This is a genomic window from Nocardioides sp. NPDC000445 (assembly GCF_040300245.1).
In the GTDB taxonomy this organism is placed as follows: Bacteria; Actinomycetota; Actinomycetes; order Propionibacteriales; family Nocardioidaceae; genus Nocardioides.
Window position 1 is genome coordinate 1 of the sequence record NZ_JBEPDH010000014.1, and the last position, 21,251, is coordinate 21,251.

General features: G+C 71.1%; 19 protein-coding genes. 7 read left to right on the top strand and 12 right to left on the bottom strand.

Annotated features, from left to right (window positions below; translation table 11 throughout):
• Window positions 1-133: 133 nt before the first annotated feature.
• The 3 genes from ABT304_RS18715 to ABT304_RS18725 form a co-directional block, all read right to left on the bottom strand.
• Window positions 134-604 (bottom strand): carboxymuconolactone decarboxylase family protein, encoded by a 471-nt coding sequence (locus ABT304_RS18715; protein ID WP_350717415.1) that lies wholly within the window; start codon window positions 602-604, stop codon window positions 134-136.
• Window positions 605-691: 87 nt separating this feature from the next.
• Entirely contained in the window at window positions 692-1,573 is an 882-nt protein-coding gene (locus ABT304_RS18720; protein WP_350717416.1) for a sigma-70 family RNA polymerase sigma factor, read from the bottom strand.
• Between the two features lie 100 nt (window positions 1,574-1,673).
• Window positions 1,674-2,039: a DoxX family protein gene (locus ABT304_RS18725; protein WP_350717418.1), complete on the bottom strand. Its 366-nt coding sequence runs from the start codon at window positions 2,037-2,039 to the stop codon at window positions 1,674-1,676.
• An 87-nt stretch (window positions 2,040-2,126) separates the two neighbouring features.
• Here ABT304_RS18725 and ABT304_RS18730 point away from each other — a divergent pair, with 87 nt between their 5' ends.
• Entirely contained in the window at window positions 2,127-2,531 is a 405-nt protein-coding gene (locus ABT304_RS18730; protein WP_350717420.1) for a winged helix-turn-helix transcriptional regulator, read from the top strand.
• Window position 2,532: 1 nt separating this feature from the next.
• Here the strand turns inward: ABT304_RS18730 and ABT304_RS18735 are convergent, their stop codons facing one another.
• The 4 genes from ABT304_RS18735 to ABT304_RS18750 form a co-directional block, all read right to left on the bottom strand.
• Window positions 2,533-4,236, bottom strand: coding sequence for a cation:proton antiporter (locus ABT304_RS18735; protein ID WP_350717422.1), 1,704 nt, complete (start codon window positions 4,234-4,236; stop codon window positions 2,533-2,535).
• Window positions 4,237-4,364: 128 nt separating this feature from the next.
• Complete coding sequence (locus ABT304_RS18740; protein WP_350717424.1) at window positions 4,365-6,632, bottom strand: heavy metal translocating P-type ATPase; 2,268 nt, start codon at window positions 6,630-6,632, stop codon at window positions 4,365-4,367.
• 72 nt (window positions 6,633-6,704) lie between these two features.
• Window positions 6,705-6,911 carry a heavy-metal-associated domain-containing protein gene (locus tag ABT304_RS18745; protein ID WP_350717426.1) on the bottom strand — a complete coding sequence of 69 codons (207 nt, stop codon included), beginning with the start codon at window positions 6,909-6,911 and terminating at the stop codon, window positions 6,705-6,707.
• 43 nt (window positions 6,912-6,954) lie between these two features.
• Window positions 6,955-7,851: a DUF8832 domain-containing protein gene (locus ABT304_RS18750; RefSeq protein WP_350717428.1), complete on the bottom strand. Its 897-nt coding sequence runs from the start codon at window positions 7,849-7,851 to the stop codon at window positions 6,955-6,957.
• 146 nt (window positions 7,852-7,997) lie between these two features.
• Between ABT304_RS18750 and ABT304_RS18755 the strand changes: the two genes are divergently transcribed.
• The 3 genes from ABT304_RS18755 (at window position 7,998) to ABT304_RS18765 (ending at window position 12,866) form a co-directional block, all read left to right on the top strand.
• The gene (locus ABT304_RS18755) at window positions 7,998-11,081 is read left to right on the top strand and encodes an ATP-binding protein (RefSeq protein WP_350717430.1); all 3,084 of its coding nucleotides are present in this window, start codon (window positions 7,998-8,000) and stop codon (window positions 11,079-11,081) included.
• Window positions 11,082-11,139: 58 nt separating this feature from the next.
• Window positions 11,140-12,582 carry an MFS transporter gene (locus ABT304_RS18760; RefSeq protein WP_350717432.1) on the top strand — a complete coding sequence of 481 codons (1,443 nt, stop codon included), beginning with the start codon at window positions 11,140-11,142 and terminating at the stop codon, window positions 12,580-12,582.
• A 62-nt stretch (window positions 12,583-12,644) separates the two neighbouring features.
• Window positions 12,645-12,866 (top strand): heavy-metal-associated domain-containing protein, encoded by a 222-nt coding sequence (locus ABT304_RS18765; RefSeq protein ID WP_350717434.1) that lies wholly within the window; start codon window positions 12,645-12,647, stop codon window positions 12,864-12,866.
• Window positions 12,867-12,915: 49 nt separating this feature from the next.
• Here the strand turns inward: ABT304_RS18765 and ABT304_RS18770 are convergent, their stop codons facing one another.
• From ABT304_RS18770 to exaC, 5 genes are read right to left on the bottom strand one after another with little or no spacing between them, the layout of a single operon-like run.
• Complete coding sequence (locus ABT304_RS18770; RefSeq protein WP_350662686.1) at window positions 12,916-13,038, bottom strand: hypothetical protein; 123 nt, start codon at window positions 13,036-13,038, stop codon at window positions 12,916-12,918.
• Between the two features lie 23 nt (window positions 13,039-13,061).
• A complete protein-coding gene (locus tag ABT304_RS18775) occupies window positions 13,062-13,334 on the bottom strand; it encodes a hypothetical protein (protein WP_350717436.1) in 273 nt (90 codons plus the stop codon).
• A gap of 7 nt (window positions 13,335-13,341) precedes the next feature.
• On the bottom strand, window positions 13,342-15,303 hold the full coding sequence (gene acs, locus ABT304_RS18780) for an acetate--CoA ligase (protein ID WP_350717438.1): 1,962 nt from the start codon (window positions 15,301-15,303) through the stop codon (window positions 13,342-13,344).
• 37 nt (window positions 15,304-15,340) lie between these two features.
• Window positions 15,341-15,733: a DUF779 domain-containing protein gene (locus ABT304_RS18785; RefSeq protein ID WP_141802077.1), complete on the bottom strand. Its 393-nt coding sequence runs from the start codon at window positions 15,731-15,733 to the stop codon at window positions 15,341-15,343.
• Entirely contained in the window at window positions 15,733-17,256 is a 1,524-nt protein-coding gene (gene exaC / locus ABT304_RS18790; protein WP_350717440.1) for an acetaldehyde dehydrogenase ExaC, read from the bottom strand. The genes ABT304_RS18785 and exaC overlap by 1 nt, the downstream gene beginning before the upstream one ends.
• 146 nt (window positions 17,257-17,402) lie before the next feature.
• Between exaC and ABT304_RS18795 the strand changes: the two genes are divergently transcribed.
• From ABT304_RS18795 to ABT304_RS18805, 3 genes are read left to right on the top strand one after another with little or no spacing between them, the layout of a single operon-like run.
• The gene (locus ABT304_RS18795) at window positions 17,403-18,614 is read left to right on the top strand and encodes a helix-turn-helix domain-containing protein (protein WP_350717442.1); all 1,212 of its coding nucleotides are present in this window, start codon (window positions 17,403-17,405) and stop codon (window positions 18,612-18,614) included.
• A gap of 1 nt (window position 18,615) precedes the next feature.
• Window positions 18,616-19,860, top strand: a complete 1,245-nt coding sequence (locus ABT304_RS18800) for an iron-containing alcohol dehydrogenase (protein ID WP_350717443.1) — start codon at window positions 18,616-18,618, stop codon at window positions 19,858-19,860.
• A 10-nt stretch (window positions 19,861-19,870) separates the two neighbouring features.
• On the top strand, window positions 19,871-21,238 hold the full coding sequence (locus tag ABT304_RS18805) for a MadS family sensor histidine kinase (protein WP_350717445.1): 1,368 nt from the start codon (window positions 19,871-19,873) through the stop codon (window positions 21,236-21,238).
• The last annotated feature ends 13 nt before the right edge of the window (window positions 21,239-21,251 follow it).

Consider the following 21,251-nt stretch of genomic DNA (forward strand, 5'->3'; position numbering starts at 1 on the left):
GTGTTTGGGGCGGCCATCCTGCCGGGCCCTGACCCATTGGGGTTTTTTTTTGTTACTGCGCGTGGACACAATCTATCTGTTGTGGGGCGGGGGCGGCCCCGGCGGGGCCCGCCGCGAGCCGAGGCACGTCGGGTCAGGCGTACTGCCCGGGCTGATACTCGCCGCCGGGAGTCCGGGTGATCACGTTGAGACGGTTGAAGGCGTTGATCAGGCAGGTCAGTCCGACCAGGGCCATCAGCTGGTCCTCGTCGAAGTGCTTCGCCGCGTTCGCCCACGCCTCATCGGTGACGCCGCTGGAGTCGGCGAGGCGAGTGCCCTGATCGGTGAGCTCCAGCGCCGCCCGCTCCGCCTCGGTGTAGACGGTCGTCTCCCGCCATGCCCCCACCAGGTTGATCCGCATCGCGCTCTCACCGGCGGCCGCGGCGTCCTTGGTGTGCATGTCGAGGCAGCCGCCGCAGCCGTTGACCTGGCTGGCGCGGATCTTCACCAGCTCCTGCACCGCCTTCGGCAATGTCGAGCCGGCGATGATCTTGTTCGACGAGATGATGTGCTTCGCCCACGCGGCCCCGATCTCGTTGCCCATCGGGTTGATCCGGCTTTCCATCTTGGGTCTCCTTCGTCTTCGGATGCTTGCACCAGTACGACGGAGCCGTTGTCAACGAGGTAACAACCCGGGGCGACGACGGGCGCGCTACTCGGGTCGCGGGGGCAGATCCATGGCGTCGAGGCGCATGCGGTCGCTCACGGTCACCAGCTCGACGATCCGCCCCTCGACCACGGTGCACACCACCAGGCCGAGCACCTTGCCGTGGGCGCCCCAGGCCACGAACCCGGGCTCGCCGTTGACGCGGACCGGGAGCGTCGAGGTCATCGAGCGGGCGCCGCGCAGGACCGGTTCGGCCACCTCGGCTGCGCCGACCGTGGTCAGCACGCCCTTCGGGTGGTACGTCCGCCAGGTCACGTTCGGATCGAGCAGGGCGACGAGCCCTTCGAAGTCCCCGTCCCGTGACGCGGCGAGAAATGCGTCGACCACGGCACGCTGGCGCCGCGGCTCATCCTGCGGCAGCGGGGTGCCCTGCACCTTCCGGCGAGCCCGGCTGGCGAGCATCTTGGTCGCATCGGTGGACCGGCCGATGATCTCGCCGATCTCGGCGAAGGGCACCGCGAACATGTCATGCAGGACGAACGCCAGCCGCTCGGTGGGCGTGAGCGAGTCGAGCACGACGAGCAGTGCCAGCCCGACCGACTCGGCGAGCATCGCGTCGTCCTCGGGTGCTGCTCCACCGTCGACGGCCACCACGAGCTCCGGCAGCCGGTCCTCGTACGACAGCTCCGGCCGGGTCCTCCGCGAGCGGAGCACGTCGATGCAGACCCTCCCCACCACGGTCGTCAGCCAGCCGGCCAGGTTGTCGATCGAGGCCTCGTCCTGCCGGGACAGCCGGATCCACGCCTCCTGCACCGCGTCCTCGGCGTCCGCCCTCGACCCGAGCATCCGGTACGCGACCGCCACCAGGCGCTCCCGCTGCTGCTCGAAGGCCTCCGCCGTCGCTTCGTGTGGACCTGATCCGGTCATGTCGTTACCTTCCTCGCGGAAACTCCGTCATGGTGATGACGGCTCCGCAGACGCCAAGGTAACCGTCACGACGGTGAGATCCGACCCGGACGACCCCGAGCTAGCGACCGACGGCCAGGAACAGCGCGGCCAGGGCGACCACGACCAGCACACCGTTGAGCCACAGGTCCCCACGCTCTCCGCGCGAGAGATGGAAGATCGCGGCGAGCACCTGCACCACGGCCAGCCCGCCCGCCGCCCAGACCGCCAGGCCGGGGGCGATGCCGGTCAGCGGCGGGAGGATCAGCCCCAGAGCGCCGGCGATCTCCACCGCACCGATCGCCCGGACTCCCGCCATCGGGATCGAGGTGCCGGCCCACGCCATCATCGGCGCCAGCTGCTCCTGGCTCCGAACCACCTTGATCCCGCCCGAATAGAGATAGAAGGCAGCGAGCAGCGCGGCGACGATCCAGTACGCGACAGCCATGTCGAACTCCTTTGGTTACGATGAGTAACTGAGCAATGACCACCCAGCATGGACGGGTTTCGAGGGGCGTACAAAAGGCACATCGGTGTGCCTGAGGAGCGGCGGGAGCAGAGCGTGTCGGACTACGAGAAGGCCTGCCTGATCAGGGGCGATGGCGGACGCGCGATCCGCGGCATCCTGGATCGCATCGGGGACAAGTGGAGTCTGCTGGTGATCGCCACCCTGGACGGCGGTCGGATGCGGTTCGGCGATCTGAAGCGGCACGTCCCGGGCGTCTCCCAGCGCATGCTCACGCTCACCCTGCGCCACCTCGAGCGCGACGGGCTGGTGGCACGCACCAGCTACCCCGAGGTGCCGCCGCGGGTGGAGTACGAGCTGACCGACATGGGCAGGACGCTGGTCGGTCCCGCGGTCTCCTTGGCCGAGTGGGCGATCCGGCACAACCCGCTCATCGATCAGCAGCGACGCGACTACGACGCCCGCCTGGACTGACTCACACCTCGAGCCGCTTCTCCATGTCGTCGAGGAGTGACTCGACCTTGCGGTAGGTCTGCGAGCTGTACGCCCCGATGCCGCGCTCGGCGGCGAGTGCGTCACGCATCGCGTCGAGGTAGCGCAGCTGGAGGATCATCGTCTGCTCCATCACCGCGGGCTTGAGCCTCGGGGTGTCGCGTACGCCCGCGAGCACGCGCGGGAGGATGCGGTCCTTCAGCTTCGTCACCAGCTGCGGGTCGATCGGCTCGCCGTCGATGGTCTGCGACTCCAGCGGTCCGAGGGTGTCGACCGCCGACTCCCCGACCTGACGCAGCAGGGCGCGGAACGCGTTGTGCCTCTCCTTGGCGCTCTCGGGGGAGAACCGCATCCGGCGGATCACCGCCGGGAGGGTGAGGCCGAAGAGCACCAGGGTGATCAGCGCGACCAGGAACGCGGCGAGCACGACGGTCGCACGGTGGGAGGTGCCGACCGGGATCGTCTGGGCGGCGGCGACCGTGACGACGCCGCGCATCCCGGCCCAGCCGATCGTCAGGAAGCCGCGCTTCGTGATCGGCTCCCGCTCCTCGAAGTCGATGTCTGCCCGACCTCTGGCCAGCCGTCTGCGGGCCGAGGTGATCCGGGCGTCCTCCCGGTCGTCGGCCGGGGTCAGCGACTCGATCTTCTCCTCGAACTGGTCCAGGCGGGCACGTACCTGCTCCTTGCTCTCCTCCCGGTCGCGGAGGGCGGGCCCGGCGAGCCCGGCGAACCGGAGCAGGATCAGCAGGCCGACCACGATCGCGACCAGCCCGGCCATCTCGCCCAGGGTGGTCTCGCCCTGGGCGGCATCGACGAAGTCGGGCAGCTGGTAGCCCATCGCCAGGAAGACGCCGCTCTCCAGGATGAAGTTGAAGGTCGCCCAGGTGGTCGTCTGGGTCTGTCGGTCGCGGGCGCTGAACCGGCGGCTGCCGAGGCCACCCGTCACCAGCCCGGCGACGACGACGGCGAGCACGCCGGACGCGTTCAGCTCCTCGGCCGGGAAGTAGGCGATGAACGGCACCGCGAACGAGATCGTGGTGTTGAGCACCGGGTCGTCCAGGCGCTGGCGGAGCAGGACGGTGAGCCAGCCGACCACGCCGCCGATCACGAGCGCGCCCAGCACCGCCCAGCCGAACTCCAGCGCCGTACGTCCCAGCGAGAACGAGCTGGCCGCCGCGATCCCCGCGACCGCCGTCCGGAGGACGACGAGGGCCGAGGCGTCGTTGACCAGGCTCTCGCCCTCCAGCACCGTCATCACCCGCGGTGGCAGCCCGACCCGGCGCCCGATCGCCGTCGCCGCCACCGCGTCGGTGGGACTGACGACCGCCCCGAGCGCGACCGCGAGCGGGAAGGAGATCTCCGGGAACAGCCAGTGGACGACCGCCCCGATCACCAGCGCGGAGACGATCACCATCACGACCGAGAGCCAGCTGATCAGCCGGAGGTTCCGCCGGAAGTCGATCACCGGCAGGTTCACCGCGGAGGAGTAGAGCAACGGCGGCAGTACGCCGGCCAGGATCCACTCCGGATCGAGCTCGATCGCCGGTGCCCCCGGCAGATAGCTCGCCCCGATCCCGAGCCCCACGAGCAGCAGCGGCGCCGCCACTCCCGTACGCCGCGCGAACACCGACGCCGCGATCATGATCGCCAGCGCCACCCCGACGATCAGCATTACCCGATGGTCCATGTCAGGAGCCTAGGAAACCGCTGGACATGGCTCCGGATGCCGAGTCGGCGCGTCCTGACGCAAAACCACGCCGAGTCGGCGCGTCATGACGAGCCGACTCGGCGATCGGTGGGTTGTCGGCGGTGGGATCAGCGGAAGCGGCGCAGCCGGAGGCTGTTGCTCACCACGAACACCGACGAGAAGGCCATCGCGGCACCGGCGAGCATCGGGTTGAGCAGTCCGGCGACGGCCAGCGGGATCGCGGCGACGTTGTAGGCGAACGCCCAGAACAGGTTGCCCTTGATGGTCGCCAGGGTCCGGCGGGAGAGTCGGATCGCGTCGGCCGCGACCCGCAGGTCTCCACGGACCAGGGTCAGGTCGCTGGCCTGGATGGCGACGTCGGTGCCGGTGCCCATCGAGAGGCCGAGGTCGGCCTGGGCGAGCGCCGGCGCGTCGTTGACACCATCCCCCACCATCGCCACGACACGGCCCTCCTCCTGCAGGCGACGGACCACCGCGACCTTGTCCTCGGGGAGAACCTCGGCGATGACGGTGTCCGCGGAGACCGGGATCCCGACCTCGGCGGCAACGCTCCGAGCCACGGTCTCGTTGTCGCCGGTGAGCAGGACCGGGGTCAGGCCCAGGCGCTGGAACTCGGCGATCGCCTCGGCTGAGGTCGCCTTGATCACGTCGTTGACGACCAGGACGCCGCGCGCCTGTCCGTCCCAGCCGACGGCGACGGCGGTGCGGCCCTCGCTCTCGGCCGTAGCCATCGCGGACGCGAGGTCCTCGGGCAGGTACTGGCTCCACTCCTCGAGCAGGCGGACCCGGCCGACGAGGACCGCGTGGCCCTCGACGATGCCCTGGACACCCAGGCCCGGGACGTTGGCGAAGTCCTCGGCCGCGGGCAGGGTGCCGACGCGGGCCTCGGCCCCGGCGGCGATCGCCCGGGCGATCGGGTGCTCCGAGGCGTACTCGAGGGCGCCGGCCAGCCGCGCGATCTCGTCGACCTCCTCGCCGGGCGCGGCGATGACGTCGGTCAGGGTCATGCTGCCGGTGGTGACCGTGCCGGTCTTGTCGAGCACGATGGTGTCGATCCTGCGGGTGCTCTCGAGCACCTCCGGTCCCTTGATCAGGATGCCGAGCTGGGCGCCACGTCCGGTTCCGACCATCAGCGCCGTGGGAGTGGCCAGACCGAGCGCGCACGGGCAGGCGATGATCAGCACCGCGACCGCCGCGGTGAAGGCGGTGGCGGTCCCCGCGCCGGCGCCGAGCCAGAATCCGAGGGTGATGGCCGAGAGGGCGATCACGATGGGTACGAAGATCCCCGAGATGCGGTCGGCGAGCCGCTGAGCCGCCGCCTTGCCGGTCTGCGCCTCCTCGACCAGGCGCGCCATCTGGGCGAGCTGGGTGTCGGCACCGACCCGGGTCGCCCGGACGACGATGCGCCCGCCGGCGTTCACGGTGGCACCGGTGACACCGTCACCGGGTCCGACCTCGACCGGCACCGACTCGCCGGTCAGCATGGCCGCGTCGATCGCGGAGGACCCGTCTTCGACGATGCCGTCGGTGGCGATCTTCTCCCCGGGACGTACGACGAACAGGTCGCCGACGGCGAGCTCGTCGATCGGGATCCGGGTCTCCACCTCGTCCCGGAGGACGGCCACCTCCTTCGCGCCGAGCTCGAGGAGCGCGGTCAGGGCGGCGCCCGCGCGGCGCTTGGACCTGGCCTCGAAGTAGCGGCCGGCGAGGATGAACGTCGTGACCCCGGCCGCCGCCTCGAGGTAGATGTTGCCGAGCCCGTCGGTGCGCTCGATGGCGAAGCTGAACGCGTGGGTCATGCCGGGCTCGCCGGCGGTGCCGAGGAAGAGGGCGTACAGGGACCAGCCGAAGGCGGCCAGGGTGCCGATGGAGACCAGGGTGTCCATGGTCGCCGCACCGTGGCGGGCGTTGGTCCAGGCTGCCCGGTGTAACGGCGCCGCGCCCCAGACGACGACCGGTGCGGCGAGCGTGAGCGAGAGCCACTGCCAGCTCTCGAACTGCAGCGCCGGCACCATCGCCAGCAGCACCACCGGGACGGTGAGCAGGGTCGAGACCAGCAGCCGCCGCTTGAGGAGGGCGACCGGGTCCGTGACGTCGGCGTCGGCGGAGGCATTCGAAGGAGCCGCCTCGTGTCGGGGCTCCTTGGCGCCGTACCCAGCGCTCTCGACCGTCGCGATCAACACGCTCGCGTCGATGTCGGTGCTGTCCGCGGCGACGGAGATCTTCGCCTTCTCGGTCGCGTAGTTGACGGTGGCGGCGACACCGTCGAGCTTGTTGAGCTTGCGCTCGATGCGGTTCGCGCACGACGCGCAGGTCATGCCGTTGATCTCGAGCTCGAAGTCGGTCGTGGGGGTAGAGGTTCCGGAGACGGTCATCACTGGTGTCCTTCGGGTGGGTGATCGTGGTGCGCGTCGGCTCCCCGCTCACAGGGAGCCGACGCGGGTGGCTCAGCCGGCGAGCTGGTAGCCGGCCTCCTCGACCGCGCGCTGAACCTGCACGCGGTCGAGCTCGTTCGCGGAGGTGACGGTCACCTGGCCGGTGGCCAGGTCGACGTCGACCGAGGAGACGCCCGCGATCTGGGCGACCTCCTCCGTGACGGAGCTGACGCAGTGGCCGCAGGTCATCCCGGAAACGGTGTAGGTGGTGCTGCACATGGTGCTTTCCTTTCTCTGTGGTGGACCCTGCTCAGGCAGGGGGTCAGTGGGCCTCGGCGGTGAAGGCAGCGGTACGCACCTCGCCGGCGTGCTTGAAGTCGAGGAACAGCCGGTACGTCCCGGCCGAGGGCACCTCGGCGGAGAAGGTGATCTCCGGCCCGGGGTCGGTGCGCCCGTCTCCGGGTGCTCCTTCGGGGTGGACGTGGAGGTAGGCGAGGTCGCCGTCGCGGAGCGCGACCAGGTGCCCGTACGCCTCGAGGTAGGGCTCCAGGTCGGTGACGGCTTCGCCGTCCCGGGCCACGGTCAGGGTGAGGCGCGAGGTCCGGCCGGCCACCAGATGACCGTCCAGCTTCACTGCGTAGGGGCTGACGGTGCTGGTGGTGGCGGCCGGCGGCAGCGGCTCGGGCTCGTGGGGGCCGGCGACGAAGAGGTCCTGACCGAGGGTCAGCCCCTCGGCCGCGGCCGCCGGCCGGAAGTCGGCGAAGACGCGGTAGGTCCCCGCCGCGGCCAGGTCGGCGGTGACCGACCAGGTGCCGTCGGCGGCCATCACCGGGTGCACGTGCTGGAAGGTGGCCACGTCGCGGCGTACGACGATGAGGTGGAGCTTCTTCCCGTGGGCCGTCTCGAACCGGGTCACCGGCTCGTGGTCGGTGCCGAGGATCCGGAACCGCAGCGTGGCGTCGGCTGTGCGCTGGTAGCGGTCCTCGACGAGGTCGAGCGTGTAGCCGGCCTCGCTGACATTGAGTCCGGTGGCCTCGGGCACCTTCGTCGCGCCGTGCCCGGCGTGACCGCCGTGGCCACCGCTCGCAGCCTCGTGCTTCTGGTGGGTCGGACGCTCCGGCTCTCCGACGGGGCCGACGGAGGCACCCACGGCGGAACCCAGGCCGCCGAGGGCAACGACGGCTCCGGCGAACGCACCGACCTTGGCAATGGCGTTCATGTGATCTCTCCTGGCTCGAATCTCGATGACTCTCGATGACGTGCCAGAGGTTGCTCGGCCGATCTGTCTGCGGACTGTCCCGGGATTGTCGGGGCCCGGACAGATATCCGATCGGCGCCTGCGCCCGGTCTGACTACGATCTCGATGTGCTGCCGACCCCGACCTCGCGTGACATCCGGTTCGGGCTGCTCGGCCCCTTCGAGACCGCGGTCGACGGCGACATCGTCAAGGTCCCCGGGTCGGCTGAGCGAGCCCTGCTCGCGGTGCTGCTCCTGGCGCGCGGCCGGATCGTGCCCGCCTCAGCGCTGATCGACCGACTGTGGGCCGACTCGTCGCTGCCCGCCGACCCGTTGAACGCCCTCCAGCTCCGGGTCTCCAAGCTGCGGCGGGTGTTCAAGACCGCCGGCCTCGACCTGGTTCAGCGCGACGGCGGCGGCTACCGGGCCGCGGTCGATCCGGTCACGATCGACGCCGAGGACTTCGAACGCCGGATCCGCCGGGCCCGGGCGTCGGTCGCCGGCGGCGGGAGCCCGACCGAGACCGACCTCGACGCCTACGACGCGGCGCTCGGACTCTGGCGCGGCGACGCGCTCGCCGACTTCGCCACCGAGCCCTGGGCGGTGCCCGAGTCCGTACGACTCGAAGACCTCCGCCGGACGGCGTACGCCGAGCGTGCTCAGATCGCGCTGTCGCTGGGCCGGCACGCGGAGGTCGTCACCGATCTCGAGCCGCTGCTGCGTACCGACCCGACGCACGAGGCGATGGCCGGACTGCTGATGGTCGCGCTCTACCGCGCCGGCCGGCAGGCCGACGCGCTCGAGGTGTTCACCCGCACCCGGACGACGCTGGACGCCGACCTCGGCCTGGAACCGTCGGCCTCCCTCCGCTCGCTCCACGAACGGGTGCTCCGGCAGGACCCGTCGCTCGGCTCCTCCGGCGAGGTCACCCTGTCGACCCCCGCAACCGGTCCGCACCGCCCCCGGCCCGGGCTCTCCAACCTGCCGACCGACCTGACCCCGCTCGTCGGACGCGAGGAGCTGCTCACGTCCCTGAGTGAGCGGGTCGGCACATCCAGGCTCACCACCCTCGTCGGCCCCGGCGGATCCGGGAAGACCGTGCTCGGCCTGCAGACCGCGCAGCGGGTCGCCGACCGGTTCCCGGACGGCACCTTCCTCGTCCGGCTCGCCGCGATCCGCAGCCGGGAGCACATCGTGCCGGCCGTCGCCGCGGCCGTGGCGATGCCGCAGGACGGCTCGGCGATCGACCTCCAGGAACGGCTGGCCGACTTCCTCGCCGACAAGCACCTGCTCCTCGTCATCGACAACTGCGAGCACCTCGTCGACCCGGTCGCGACCCTGGTCGAGCAGCTCCTAGCACGCTGCCCCCGGCTCACCGTCATCGCCACCAGCCGCGAGCCCCTCGCCCTGCCGAGCGAGGTGCAGACCCTCGTCGGGCCGCTCCCGACGCCGCGCGAGGACGATGACGACGAGGCGATCGCCGCGACCGCCTCCGTACAGCTGCTGCTCCGCCGGATCGCGACGGTCCTGCCGGGGATCGAGGCCGACCAGGAGGCATACGCCCCGCTCGGTCGCATCGCCCGCGCGCTCGACGGCATGCCGCTGGCACTGGAACTGGCCGCGGCCCGCGCGGCCACGCTCTCCCCGAGCGACCTCGCCGACCGGCTCGACCAGCGATTCACGCTCCTCACCTCGGGAGCGCGGACGGCTGAGGACCGCCAGCGCACGCTCCGCGCGACCGTGGACTGGAGCTACGACCTGCTCGACGACCTCGAGAAGCGTGTCTTCGAAGGGCTCGCCGTGTTCCACGGCGGCTGGACCCTCACCGCTGCCGAGCAGATCCTCTCCGACGACGAGACCGACTCGAACCAGATCATCCACGCCGTCGGCAGGCTGGTCGAGCAGTCCCTGATCGTCGCCGAGCGCGGGCCGGTCACCCGCTATCGCATGCTCGAGACGCTGCGTGAGTACGCCGCCGACCGGCTGGCACAGACCGGCCGGAACGACGCCCTGGCCACCCGGCACGCGCACTACTTCGCCCAGGTCGCCGAGCGGTCGGCACAGGCGATGCGCGGTCAGGGGGACGCCCGGGCCAGGCTCCTCCTCGTCGACGAGCAGGCCAACGTACGCTCGGCCATCGCCTGGCTGGAGGGTCCGGCCGGCGACATCGACGCCGCGCTACGCCTGGCCGGTCATCTGGGGCTCTTCTGGCACCAGGGCCGCCATCTCGAGGGCCGCCGGATCCTGCGTCGGCTCCTCGAGCAGGACCGCGGCTCGGCCGCGGCCCGGGCGGCTGCCCTCCAGGCGGTGGCGCTGGTCGAGCGTCCCCGGGCCTGCGTCGTCCACCCCCATCCGCGCTGCGCCGAGGCAGCCCGGGAGAGCCTCGCGATCTTCCTCGCGGACGGTGACGCCGACGGTGCCGCGGTCTCCCGAGTGCTGCTCGCCGTCGAGGGCGTCAACGGGACGGACCCGGAGGCCGCCGCGCTCCTGGACGACGCCGAGACGTGGTTCCGCGAGCAGGGGGACCGTTGGGGTCTCGCCGTCGCCGGCTTCGTCCGGCTGGAGACCGCGCTGAAGGCCAGGGACGAGCCGGCTGCGATACGCCTCGGACGGGCCACCGCGGCCGAGTTCGGTCACCTCGACGACCCGTGGGGTCAGAGCGCCGTCCTCTACCACCTCGGCTACGGCCTGCGGCACTTCGGACGCCTGCGGGAGTCGGCCCGGACGCTCGAGCAGGCCATCGACGTCGCGGCGTCCGCAGGCATCCACAACACCGTGCAGTGGGCCCTCGCCGACCTCGGGATCACCCACCTCGAGCTCGGGGACGAGGAGTCAGCGCGGGACGCCTTCCGTCGCGCCGAGCTCGCGTCCCGTCACGTCGGCGACCGCGCCGGGTCGGTCCTCGCCGCGTACGGACGGGGCCGGCTGGCCGAGCGCCAGCAGGACTGGTCGAGCGCCATCTCGCTGTTGTCGAGCGCCATCCAGGGCTTCGAGACGCTGGAGACGCCCGCGATGACGGCGAAGGCCACGCTGGCACTGGCCCGGTGCCACGAGCAGGTCGCCGAGCCGGAGGCCGCGGCGGAGCGCTACGACGAGGCCCGCGCGCTCGGCCTCGCCGCCGGCGAGACCGCCGTCGCCGCTCGGGCCGAGGAGGCGCTGGCTCGGCTGGCCGGCGGCCGCACAGACGGCGGCCGGACAGTCCAGGGACAGTGACCCGGGACAGGTTCTCTTTCACGCGGCCGGACGGCCGCCCTGACGAAAAGAGAGAACCATGTCTTCCACAGCATCCCCGGCGGCGGGTGCCAACAGCCGCCGCTGGCTCGCGCTCGGCCTCATCGCCGCCGCCCAGTTCATGGTCATCATGGACACCTCCATCATCGGAGTCGCACTCCCCGAGATACAGCGCGACCTCGGATTCGCCCCGCAGGACCTCAGCTGGGTGTTCAACGCCTATGTGGTGGCCTTCGGCGGCCTCCTTCTGCTGGGCGGCCGGCTCTCCGACCTGCTCGGCGCCCGACGGATCTTCGCCATCGGGTGGCTGGTCCTCGGAGTCGGCTCCCTCGTCGCCGGACTCGCTGACGGCGTCACGGTCGAGATCGTCGGTCGCGCCGTCCAGGGCGCCGGATCCGCGCTCATCGCACCGTCGGCACTGACGCTCCTGTTCATGACCTTCGGGGCGAACCCGAAGGAGCTGACCAAGGCGCTCGCGCTCTACGGCGCAGCCGCCCCGGCCGGCGGCACGGCCGGCGTGTTCCTCGGTGGCGTGCTCACCGAGTACCTGTCCTGGCCGTGGGTCTTCTTCATCAACGTGCCGATCGCCCTCGGCGTACTCCTCCTGACGCCCGCCGTGATGCCGGCGGGCCAGGCGCAGCGCGGCCGCATCGATGTTCTCGGCGCGCTCACCGTCACGCTGGGCCTCGCCGCGGTGGTGTTCGCCGTCGTACGCATCCCCGAGCAGGGTTGGGGATCGCCCAGCACGCTCATCGCCGGTCTCGTCGGCATCGCCCTGCTCGCCACCTTCGTGGCTCTGCAGGCCGGCTCGGCGGCACCGCTGATGCGCCTGGGGATCTTCCGGGCGCCGAACCTGGCCGCCGCCAACATCGCCCAGCTCCTGCTCGGCGCGGCCTGGATCCCGATGTTCTTCTTCATCAACCTCTACCTCCAGCAGGTGCTCGGGCTCGGTGCCTTCGAGTCCGGCGCCGCCCTGCTGCCCATGACGGTGACGATCATGCTCGGCATGGTCGCCATCGCCCCGCGACTGACCGCCGCGTACGGACCCAAGGCGATGACCGTCGGCGGCCTCGTCGTCCTCGGGATCGGCCTGGTCTGGCTCTCCCGGATCGACGCCGACGGCACCTTCGCCGTCGACGTGCTCCCGGCGACGCTGGTCACCGCGGCGGGCATGGCGCTGGCGTTCATCCCGTCGCTGAGCACGGCGCTCGGCGCGGCCGCACCCGAGGAGGGCGGTCTCGCCGCCGGGATCGTCAACACCAGCTACCAGGTCGGCTCCGCGCTGGGGCTGGCGGCGATGACCGTCGTCGCCTCCGCGTACGGCTCCGACCAGGTCGGCGACCTGGCCGCCATGACAGACGGCTTCTCAGCCGGCTTCCTCGGCGCGGCCGGCATCGCCCTCGCCGGTGCGGTCGTCACCGGGATCGGCTGGAAGCCGGTCCGCACCGCGACCGCCGCCGAGTCGGTTCCCGCCGGCCGCTAGCAGTCCGACCCTCTTCGTGGCCCCGGATCCGTCCGGGGCCACGACGGCACCAGGAGACCGCCATGCAGACCATCCAGCTGTACGTCGAGGGCATGCGCTGCCCTCGATGCGTCCGTGAGGCCACCGCTCGGCTCCGGGACCTCCCCGGCATCGCCACCCTCACCGCCGACCGCGGCACCGGCCGCATCACCGTCACCGGAGACGTCGCCGCCACCGACCTGCTCTCCGCCCTCGCGGGCAGCAGCTTCACGGCCGAGGTACGTTCCGTGACGCCCGTGCGTTGAGGCCGTCGTCGGTCCGGCAGGACCCGGACGATACGTGCCTCGGTCGCCTTCAGCGCAGCAGCTGTGCCAGCAACTGCAGCCAGCGCGGGCCTCGCAGCACGCCCTCCCGGGTGTGCAGCCCGAGATCGTGGAACACCTCCGGGCATCGGCAGGTGCGGATCACGGTCTTCATTGATCGTCCTCTTCTCGGTGGGGTCACTTGGTGCTCAGTGAGCCTGACACGGTGCGGGTCGGGCGTGCTGCGACCGAGCAGGAGGCGCACCACCGGCGGATGTCCTCGGAGCGCAGGTGCCAGAACGCGTGCCAGCCCTGGGTCGGCGCACCGCAGAGGGTCACCTGGGTGCCGATCCGCTTGAGGTGCGCCTCGCCCCAGGGCGCAGGAGCCGCTGTCCCCGCAGGTTGGCGGTGCCGGGCCACGATGACCCAGCTGCGCCCGACGGTCCTGGGATCGACGCCTGTGGCGGGCACGGTCATCTCATCCCCCGACAGCTTCGGTGTCGCGGTTTGCGATCAGGGCCATGACGCTCGGATCGCTGAGTGTGGTGGTGTCGCCGACGTCTCGGCCCTCGGCGACATCGCGCAGCAGGCGGCGCATGATCTTCCCGGACCGCGTCTTGGGCAGCTCCGGGACGATCGTGATCTGCCGCGGCTTGGCGATGGCCCCGATCTCTCGGGCCACATGGTTGCGCAGCTCCTGGATCAGCGCCTCGCCGGTGTTGCCGTCCCCGGAGCGCAGGATCACGTACGCGACGACGGCCTGGCCGGTGGTCTCGTCGGCGGCGCCGACGACGGCTGCCTCGGCGATCCGCGGGTGGGAGACCAGAGCGGACTCGATCTCGCTCGTGGAGAGGCGGTGGCCGGACACGTTCATCACGTCGTCGACGCGGCCCAGGATCCAGATGTCGCCGTCCTCGTCCTTCTTGGCCCCGTCGCCGGCGAAGTAGTAGCCGAGGTCCGCGAAACGAGTCCAGTACGTCTCGACGAAGCGGTCGTCGTCCTGCCACAACGTACGCAGCATGGCGGGCCACGGCTTGGTCAGAACCAGGTAGCCGCTCGACCCGTTCGACACCGAACGACCCTCCTCGTCGACCACGTCGGCGCCGATGCCGGGCAGCGGCCGCATCGCCGAGCCGGGCTTGCCGGAGGTGACCCCGGGGAGGGGGCTGATCATCATCTGACCGGTCTCGGTCTGCCACCAGGTGTCGACGACGGGGCAGCGGTCGCCGCCGATGACCGTGCGGTACCAGAGGTACGCCTCGGGGTTGATCGGCTCGCCGACCGATCCGAGGAGCCGCAGCGAGGTGAGGTCGTACCTGTCCGGGATCTCGCGTCCCCATTTCATGAACGTCCGGATCGCCGTCGGTGCGGTGTAGAAGAGGGTCACGCCGTACCGCTCGATGATCTCCCACCAGCGACCCCGGTGCGGGCTGTCCGGAGTGCCCTCGTAGAGCACCTGGGTGACGCCGTTGGCGAGCGGCCCGTAGACGATGTAGCTGTGGCCGGTGACCCAGCCGATGTCGGCGGTGCACCAGTAGACGTCCGTGTCCGGCTCGAGGTCGAACACGGCGTGGTGCGTATAGGACGCGCCCGTGAGGTAGCCGCCGGTGGTGTGCAGGATGCCCTTGGGCTTCCCGGTCGTGCCCGAGGAGTACATGACGTACAGCGGGTGCTCGGCGTCGAACGCCTCCGGCGTGTGCTCGGGCGAAGCACTGTCGACGACGTCGTGCCACCACAGGTCGGTGGCGTCGTCGAAGGGCACGTACTCCCCGGTGCGGCGCACGACGAGGACGTGCTCGACCGGGCTCTGGCCGCCCAGCCGCGCCAGGGCCGCATCGACCGCCGGCTTCAGCGCCGACGGAGCCCCGCGACGGTAGCCGCCGTCGGAGGTGATGACCAGCTTGGCCCGGCAGTCCTCGATCCGCGAGGCGAGGGCCTCGGCCGAGAACCCACCGAAGACCACGGTGTGGGTCGCCCCGATGCGGGCGCAGGCCAGCATCGCCACGATGGCCTCGGGGATCATCGGCAGGTAGATCGCGACCAGGTCGCCGCTGACCACGCCGAGGTCGGTCAGCGCGTTGGCGGCTCGGGACACCTCGTCCTTGAGGTCGGAGTAGGTGATGTCCCGGGTGTCACCGGGCTCGCCGACGAAGTGGAAGGCGACCTTGTCGCCGCGACCGGCCTCGACGTGCCGGTCGACGCAGTTGTACGCCGCGTTGAGCTTCCCGTCCGCGAACCACCGCGCGTGGGGTGCGTCGGACCAGTCCAGCACCTCGGTGAACGGCTCGGCCCAGGTCAGCCGCTTCGCCTGCTCGGCCCAGAAGGCCTCGACGTCGGACTCGGCCCGGGCGTACGCCTCCTCGGTGACGTTGGCGGCGGCGGCCAGGTCGGCCGGAGGATCGAAGCGGATCGGTTTGCTGGGGATGGTCAGGTCGGTCATGGCGTCGTGCTTTCTCGGGAGGGCGGAAGGGGAGGCGCTAGCCGAGCAGGGCGGCCTCGTCGTCGGTGAACAGTCGCGACCGGATCAGGAACCGCACGCCCTCGGGCGCCTCCAGGGAGAACCCGGCGCCGCGTCCGGGGACGACGTCGATGGTGAGGTGGGTGTGCGACCAGTACTCGAACTGCGAGCGCGACATCCAGACCGGCACCTGCTGGTCCAGCCCGATGTCCAGGTCACCCAGGTGGATGTCGGCGTCGCCGAGCATGAAGTCGCCGCTCGGGTAGCACATCGGGGCGGAGCCGTCGCAGCATCCACCGGACTGGTGGAACATGACCGGCCCGTGGATACCGACGAGGCGGCGGAGAAGGTCCGCCGCCCCGTCGGTCACGGCGACCCGCGCCGGAAGGGAGGAGGCGTGGGTCGCGCTCATCAGAAGAACCCGAGTGCGTCGGGGCTGTAGCTGACGAGCAGGTTCTTGGTCTGCTGGTAGTGGTCCAGCATCATCTTGTGGGTCTCGCGACCGATGCCGGACTGCTTGTAGCCACCGAAGGCCGCGTGGGCCGGGTAGGCGTGGTAGCAGTTCGTCCAGACCCGGCCGGCCTTGATCTCCTTGCCGGCCCGGAACGCCTGCGACCCGTCGCGCGACCAGACACCGGCGCCGAGGCCGTACAGGGTGTCGTTGGCGACCTTGAGCGCGTCGGCCTCGTCGTCGAAGCCGGTCAGCGACACGACCGGTCCGAAGATCTCCTCCTGGAAGATCCGCATCGAGTTGTCACCCTCGAAGACGGTCGGCTGCACGTAGTAGCCCTCGGCGAGGTCGCCCTCGAGAATGGTCCGCTCGCCACCGGTGAGGACCTTGGCGCCCTCGTCCTTGCCGATCTCGATGTAGGACAGGATCTTCTCGAGCTGGTCGTTGCTGGCCTGGGCGCCGATCATCGTGGTGTCGTCGAGCGGGTTGCCCTGCTTGATCTTCTCGACCCGGGCGATGGCGTCGCCGACGAAGTCGGAGTAGATCGAGCGCTGGACGAGCGCACGCGACGGGCAGGTGCAGACCTCGCCCTGGTTGAGGGCGAACATCGTGAAGCCCTCGAGCGCCTTGTCGTAGAAGGCGTCCTTCTCCGCGGCGACGGAGTCGAAGAAGATGTTCGGGCTCTTGCCGCCGAGCTCCAGGGTCACCGGGATGATGTTCTGGCTGGCGTACTGCATGATCAGGCGGCCGGTCGTGGTCTCGCCGGTGAAGGCGACCTTGGCGACGCGCGGCGAGGAGGCCAGCGGCTTGCCGGCCTCGACGCCGAAGCCGTTGACGACGTTGAGCACTCCGGCGGGCAGCAGGTCGCCGACCAGCTCGACGAGCTTGAGGATCGACCAGGGGGTCTGCTCGGCCGGCTTCAGGACGACGCAGTTGCCTGCGGCGAGCGCCGGGGCGAGCTTCCAGACCGCCATCAGGATCGGGAAGTTCCACGGGATGATCTGGCCGACGACGCCCAGCGGCTCGTGGAAGTGGTACGCCACGGTGTTCTCGTCGATCTCACCGATGGTGCCCTCCTGGGCACGCAGCACGCCGGCGAAGTAGCGGAAGTGGTCGATGGCGAGCGGGATGTCGGCGGCCAGCGTCTCGCGGACCGGCTTGCCGTTCTCCCAGGTCTCGGCGACGGCGATCGCGGTGAGGTTCTCCTCCATCACGTCGGCGATCTTGAGCAGGATGTTGGCCCGCTCCGTCGTCGAGGTCTTCCCCCACGACGGAGCGGCAGCATGTGCGGCGTCCAGGGCGGCCTCGATGTCCTCGGCCGTGCCCCGGGCGATCTCGGTGAACGGCTTGCCGTTCACCGGCGAGATGTTCTCGAAGTAGGCACCCTTGACCGGGTCGACCCAGGCGCCACCGATGTAGTGGCCGTAGCGGCCTTGGACGGTGACCAGCGAGTCGGGCTGGCCGGGAGCTGTGTATACGGTCATCGGGAATTCTCCTCAGGCAAAGTCAGGCATTGGGGCGTGATCGTGGTCACAGACGCTAGGAACGCTGAGGTTGCAGCAACGTTGCGCGACCGATGCAACGTGAATGCAACCTTCAAATGTGACCCTCATCACTTGAGGAGGTCCGGATGAACGACACGAAGCAGAGCCCCTCCATGCGTGCAGCCGTGGCGGACTCGTGGCACCGATCCGCTGCCGCCGGGGTGACCGCGGACGACACGTCCGCGCCGATCACCCTGCCCGAGGACCAGCTCCGGGACATCCGCGCGGCCCACCCGCTGGCTCGCGTGTTCCCGCTCCTCGATGACGTGCTCGGGCAGGCGGCGCGCGACTGCGACGCGATCATGGCCGTCTCGGACGAGGCCGGTCAGCTGCTCTGGGTGTGCGGTGCCCCGGCGGCGCTCCGCCGCGCGGAGCGGATCGGCTTCGTCGAGGGGAGCAACTGGGACGAGCGCCTGGCCGGCACGAACGCGCCCGGGCTCGCGCTCCGGCTCGACCGGCCGACCAGCGTCGTCGCCGCCGAGCACTTCCGGCGCTCGGTGCAGCAGTGGAGCTGCGCCGCCACCCCGATCCACGACCCGGGCGACTCGCGCCTGCTCGGCGTGCTCGACATCACCGGCGGAGACTCCATCGTCGTACCCCAGACGATGGCGATGGTGCGCGCCGCCGCGAGGCTCGCGGAGTCCGAGCTCGCCCGCGAGCAGCTGCTGCCGAGGCCGCCCGAGACCCGGCCCGGCTGGGCACGCATCGCCGTCGAGACCCTGGGCCGCCAGGACCTGCTGCTGTCGATCGACGACGGCCGCGGGCATCGCGCGCAGCTGCGGCTCTCCCCACGCCACAGCGAGATCTTCCTGCTCCTCGCCAGCGCCCCGCGCGGACTCTCGGGCGACGAGCTCGCGGTCCTCCTGTACGAGGACGACGGCGGCTCCTCGACGCTCCGCGCCGAGCTGAACCGGCTGCGCAACCTGCTCGGGGAGGAGTTCCTCGCCTCGCGGCCCTACCGGCTCACGACCGAGGTGACCGGCGACTGGCTGGGCGTCGAGGCACGGCTGGCGGTCGGCGACGTCGCCGGCGCGCTCCGCTGCTATCGCGGCCCGATCCTGCCGCGTTCGGTCGCGCCGGGCGTGGTCCGGCTCCGCGAGACGCTGGCGCAGCAGCTACGCGCGGCGGTGCTGCAGTCGGGCCAGCCCGACCTGGTCTCGACGTGGACCCGGTCGGCGTGGGGCGCCGACGACTACGAGATGTGGCTCCGGCTCCGGACCCTGCTGCCCTCCGGCTCGCCGTTGCTGGCCCTCGCCGACGGTCAGATCGCCCGCCTGGACCGCGAGGTCGGTCTCTGAGATGACCGCTGGAATGGCGCCGACGACGGCGGTGATGGCACGCAGCTGGGAGGTGGCTCCTCGGCAGGAGCAGGTCCCGCCTGCCGCTGCGCCGCTCGACCAGGTGGTGAAGTTCCAGGCTCCCGAGGTGGTCTTCGGGCACAACTCGCTCGAGGAGGCCGGCTACGCCGCTGCCCGGCTCGGGGCCAGACGACCGTTCGTCGTCAGCGATCCCGGCATCGTCGAGGCCGGCTGGGTCGACGAGCTGCTCCGGCTGCTCCGGGCCGAAGGGCTCGTCCCGGTGCTGTGGACCGAGGTCACGCCGAACCCCAAGGACCACGAGGTACGCCGCGCCTACGAGAGGTACGTCGAGGCCGAGGCCGACGTCATCGTGGCCATCGGCGGCGGCTCCTGCATGGATGCCGCGAAGGGTGTCGCGGTGCTCTCGGGCAACGGCGGCGACATCCTCGACTACGCCGGGATCGACCAGATCGCCCGGCCGATCCCGCCGATGCTGATGATCCCGAGCACCTCGGGGACCGGCGCCGACGTCTCCCAGTTCTGCATCGTCACCGACACCGACCGCCGGGTGAAGATCACGATCATGGGTCGCGCCCTGGTGCCCGACGTCTCGATCACCGACCCCCGCCTGCTGACCACGATGCCGGAGGCGCTCAACGCCGCGACCGGCCTGGACGCGCTGACCCACGGCATCGAGTCGTACGTCTCGCTGGCGCACAACCCGCTGGCCGACGGGCACGCGATGAGCTCGGTCGCGCTCGTCTGCCGGCACCTGCGCTCGACCGTCACCGACCCGACCTCGATGGAGCATCGCGCGATGATGGCGCAGGCGAGCCTGCAGGCGGGCCTGGCCTTCACCAACGCGATCCTCGGCGCGACCCACGCGATGAGCCACCAGGTCGGCGGGCTGCTCGACGCTCCGCACGGTGTGGTCAACGGGGTCCTGCTCCCGCACGTCATCCGCTACAACGCGCGCTCGGTCCCCGAGCGGTTCGTCGGCCTCGCCCGGGCCGCCGGACTGCCGGTCGACGGCGTCCCCGGTGACGTCGCCGCCGAGATGCTGGCCGACCACGTGCGGCGCCTGGCCGACGACGTCGGCGTGCCTCGAGGCCTGAGAGACCTCGGGGTGACCGACACCGATCTCGACACCCTGTCGGTGACCACCCTCGACGACGCCTGCCTGACGACGAACCCTCGCCCGGCGAGCCGCGCCGAGATCCACTCGCTCTTCCGAGAAGCCCTGTGAGGGCGATCCAGTGAGCGCTCCCGACCTGGCAGCACTGACCGGCGTACGTTCCGGCAAGCGCTCCTACTACCGCGCCTTCCTGCGCTCCGACGAGCGCATGCAGCAGGCCGTACGTGCCATGGACTCGATCTCGCGTGCGCTGGTGCGCACGGTCGAGGGTCCCCGGGCGCTCCTGGAGGAGGTGGCCCGTGCGGCCGCGGTGCACCTCGCCGCGGAGTGGACGATCCTGGCGCTGGCCGACGGCCACCTGACCGGGGCCCGGCCGAGATTCATCGTCGTCGGTCACGACGGCCGGGTGGTCGGCGACGAGGAGGAGCTCCCCGGAGTCGTACGTCGCGAGCTCGGCGCGATCCGGGCCGGCCATGCGACCGGGGCGCCCGGGCCGGCTCGCTGGGTGCGGGTGCCGATGACACTGGAGAGCGTCATGATCGGCAGCCTGGTCGGTCTCCACGGGCTCGCCGACGACCCGGAGCCCGGGGACCTGTCGGTGCTGCGGATCCTGGCCAACGAGGCCGCGGTGGCGCTGCACACCTCCGAGCAGTACCAGGCCGGGCTCGCCCAGCACCGCCGCGCCCAGCGGCTCTACGACGAGGTCGGTGCCCGGGAGCGGGACCTCGAGCAGCGCACCCGTGAGCTGCGTCAGGCCGAGGAGCGGCTGCTGGTGGCACGCCAGCGCGAGCTGGTCGACCACGAGCGCCACCGCATCGCGCGGGAGCTGCACGACAGCGTCACCCAGTTCGTGCTCTCGGCGGGGATGTCGGTCGAGGTCGCCCGGGGCGAGACGGAGGAGCTGGGTCCGGCCGGGGAGCGGATCGGCGAGCTCCTCAACACCGCGAAGAAGCTCACCCAGGACGCCGTGGAGCAGCTCCGCCGGGCGATCTACGCCCTGCACCAGCCGCATCGCGACACGGTGTCGTCGCTGCCCGAGCTGCTGCACGAGGTCGCCGAGCACCACCGTCCGCATCTGGACGTGTCGGTGCGGGTGGAGGGCGAGGTCTGCCCGATGCCCGCGGAGGCCAAGCACGACATCGCCCGCGCGGTCGGCGAGGCGCTCTTCAACGTGGCGATCCACGCCGAGGCCAGCCAGGCGGTGCTCCGGCTCCGCTACCGCAAGCACGAGCTCTACGTCGGGGTCGCCGACGACGGCCGCGGGGATCCGGGCCTGCTCGCCCGGAAGCTGCGGCTCGAGCGCGGCGCCTCGATCGACGGCAGGCACCGGGGCCTGGCCAACATCGAGACCCGGATCAGCGAGCTCGGCGGCACCGTCGCGTTCCGGCGCTCGCACCTCGGCGGCGTACGGGTGGAGCTCCGGGTGCCGCTGCCGGTCGTGGATCGCGGCCGAGGAACGATCTGCGGGCTCATCGAGGACCCGCAGTAGCCGCTTCGAGGAG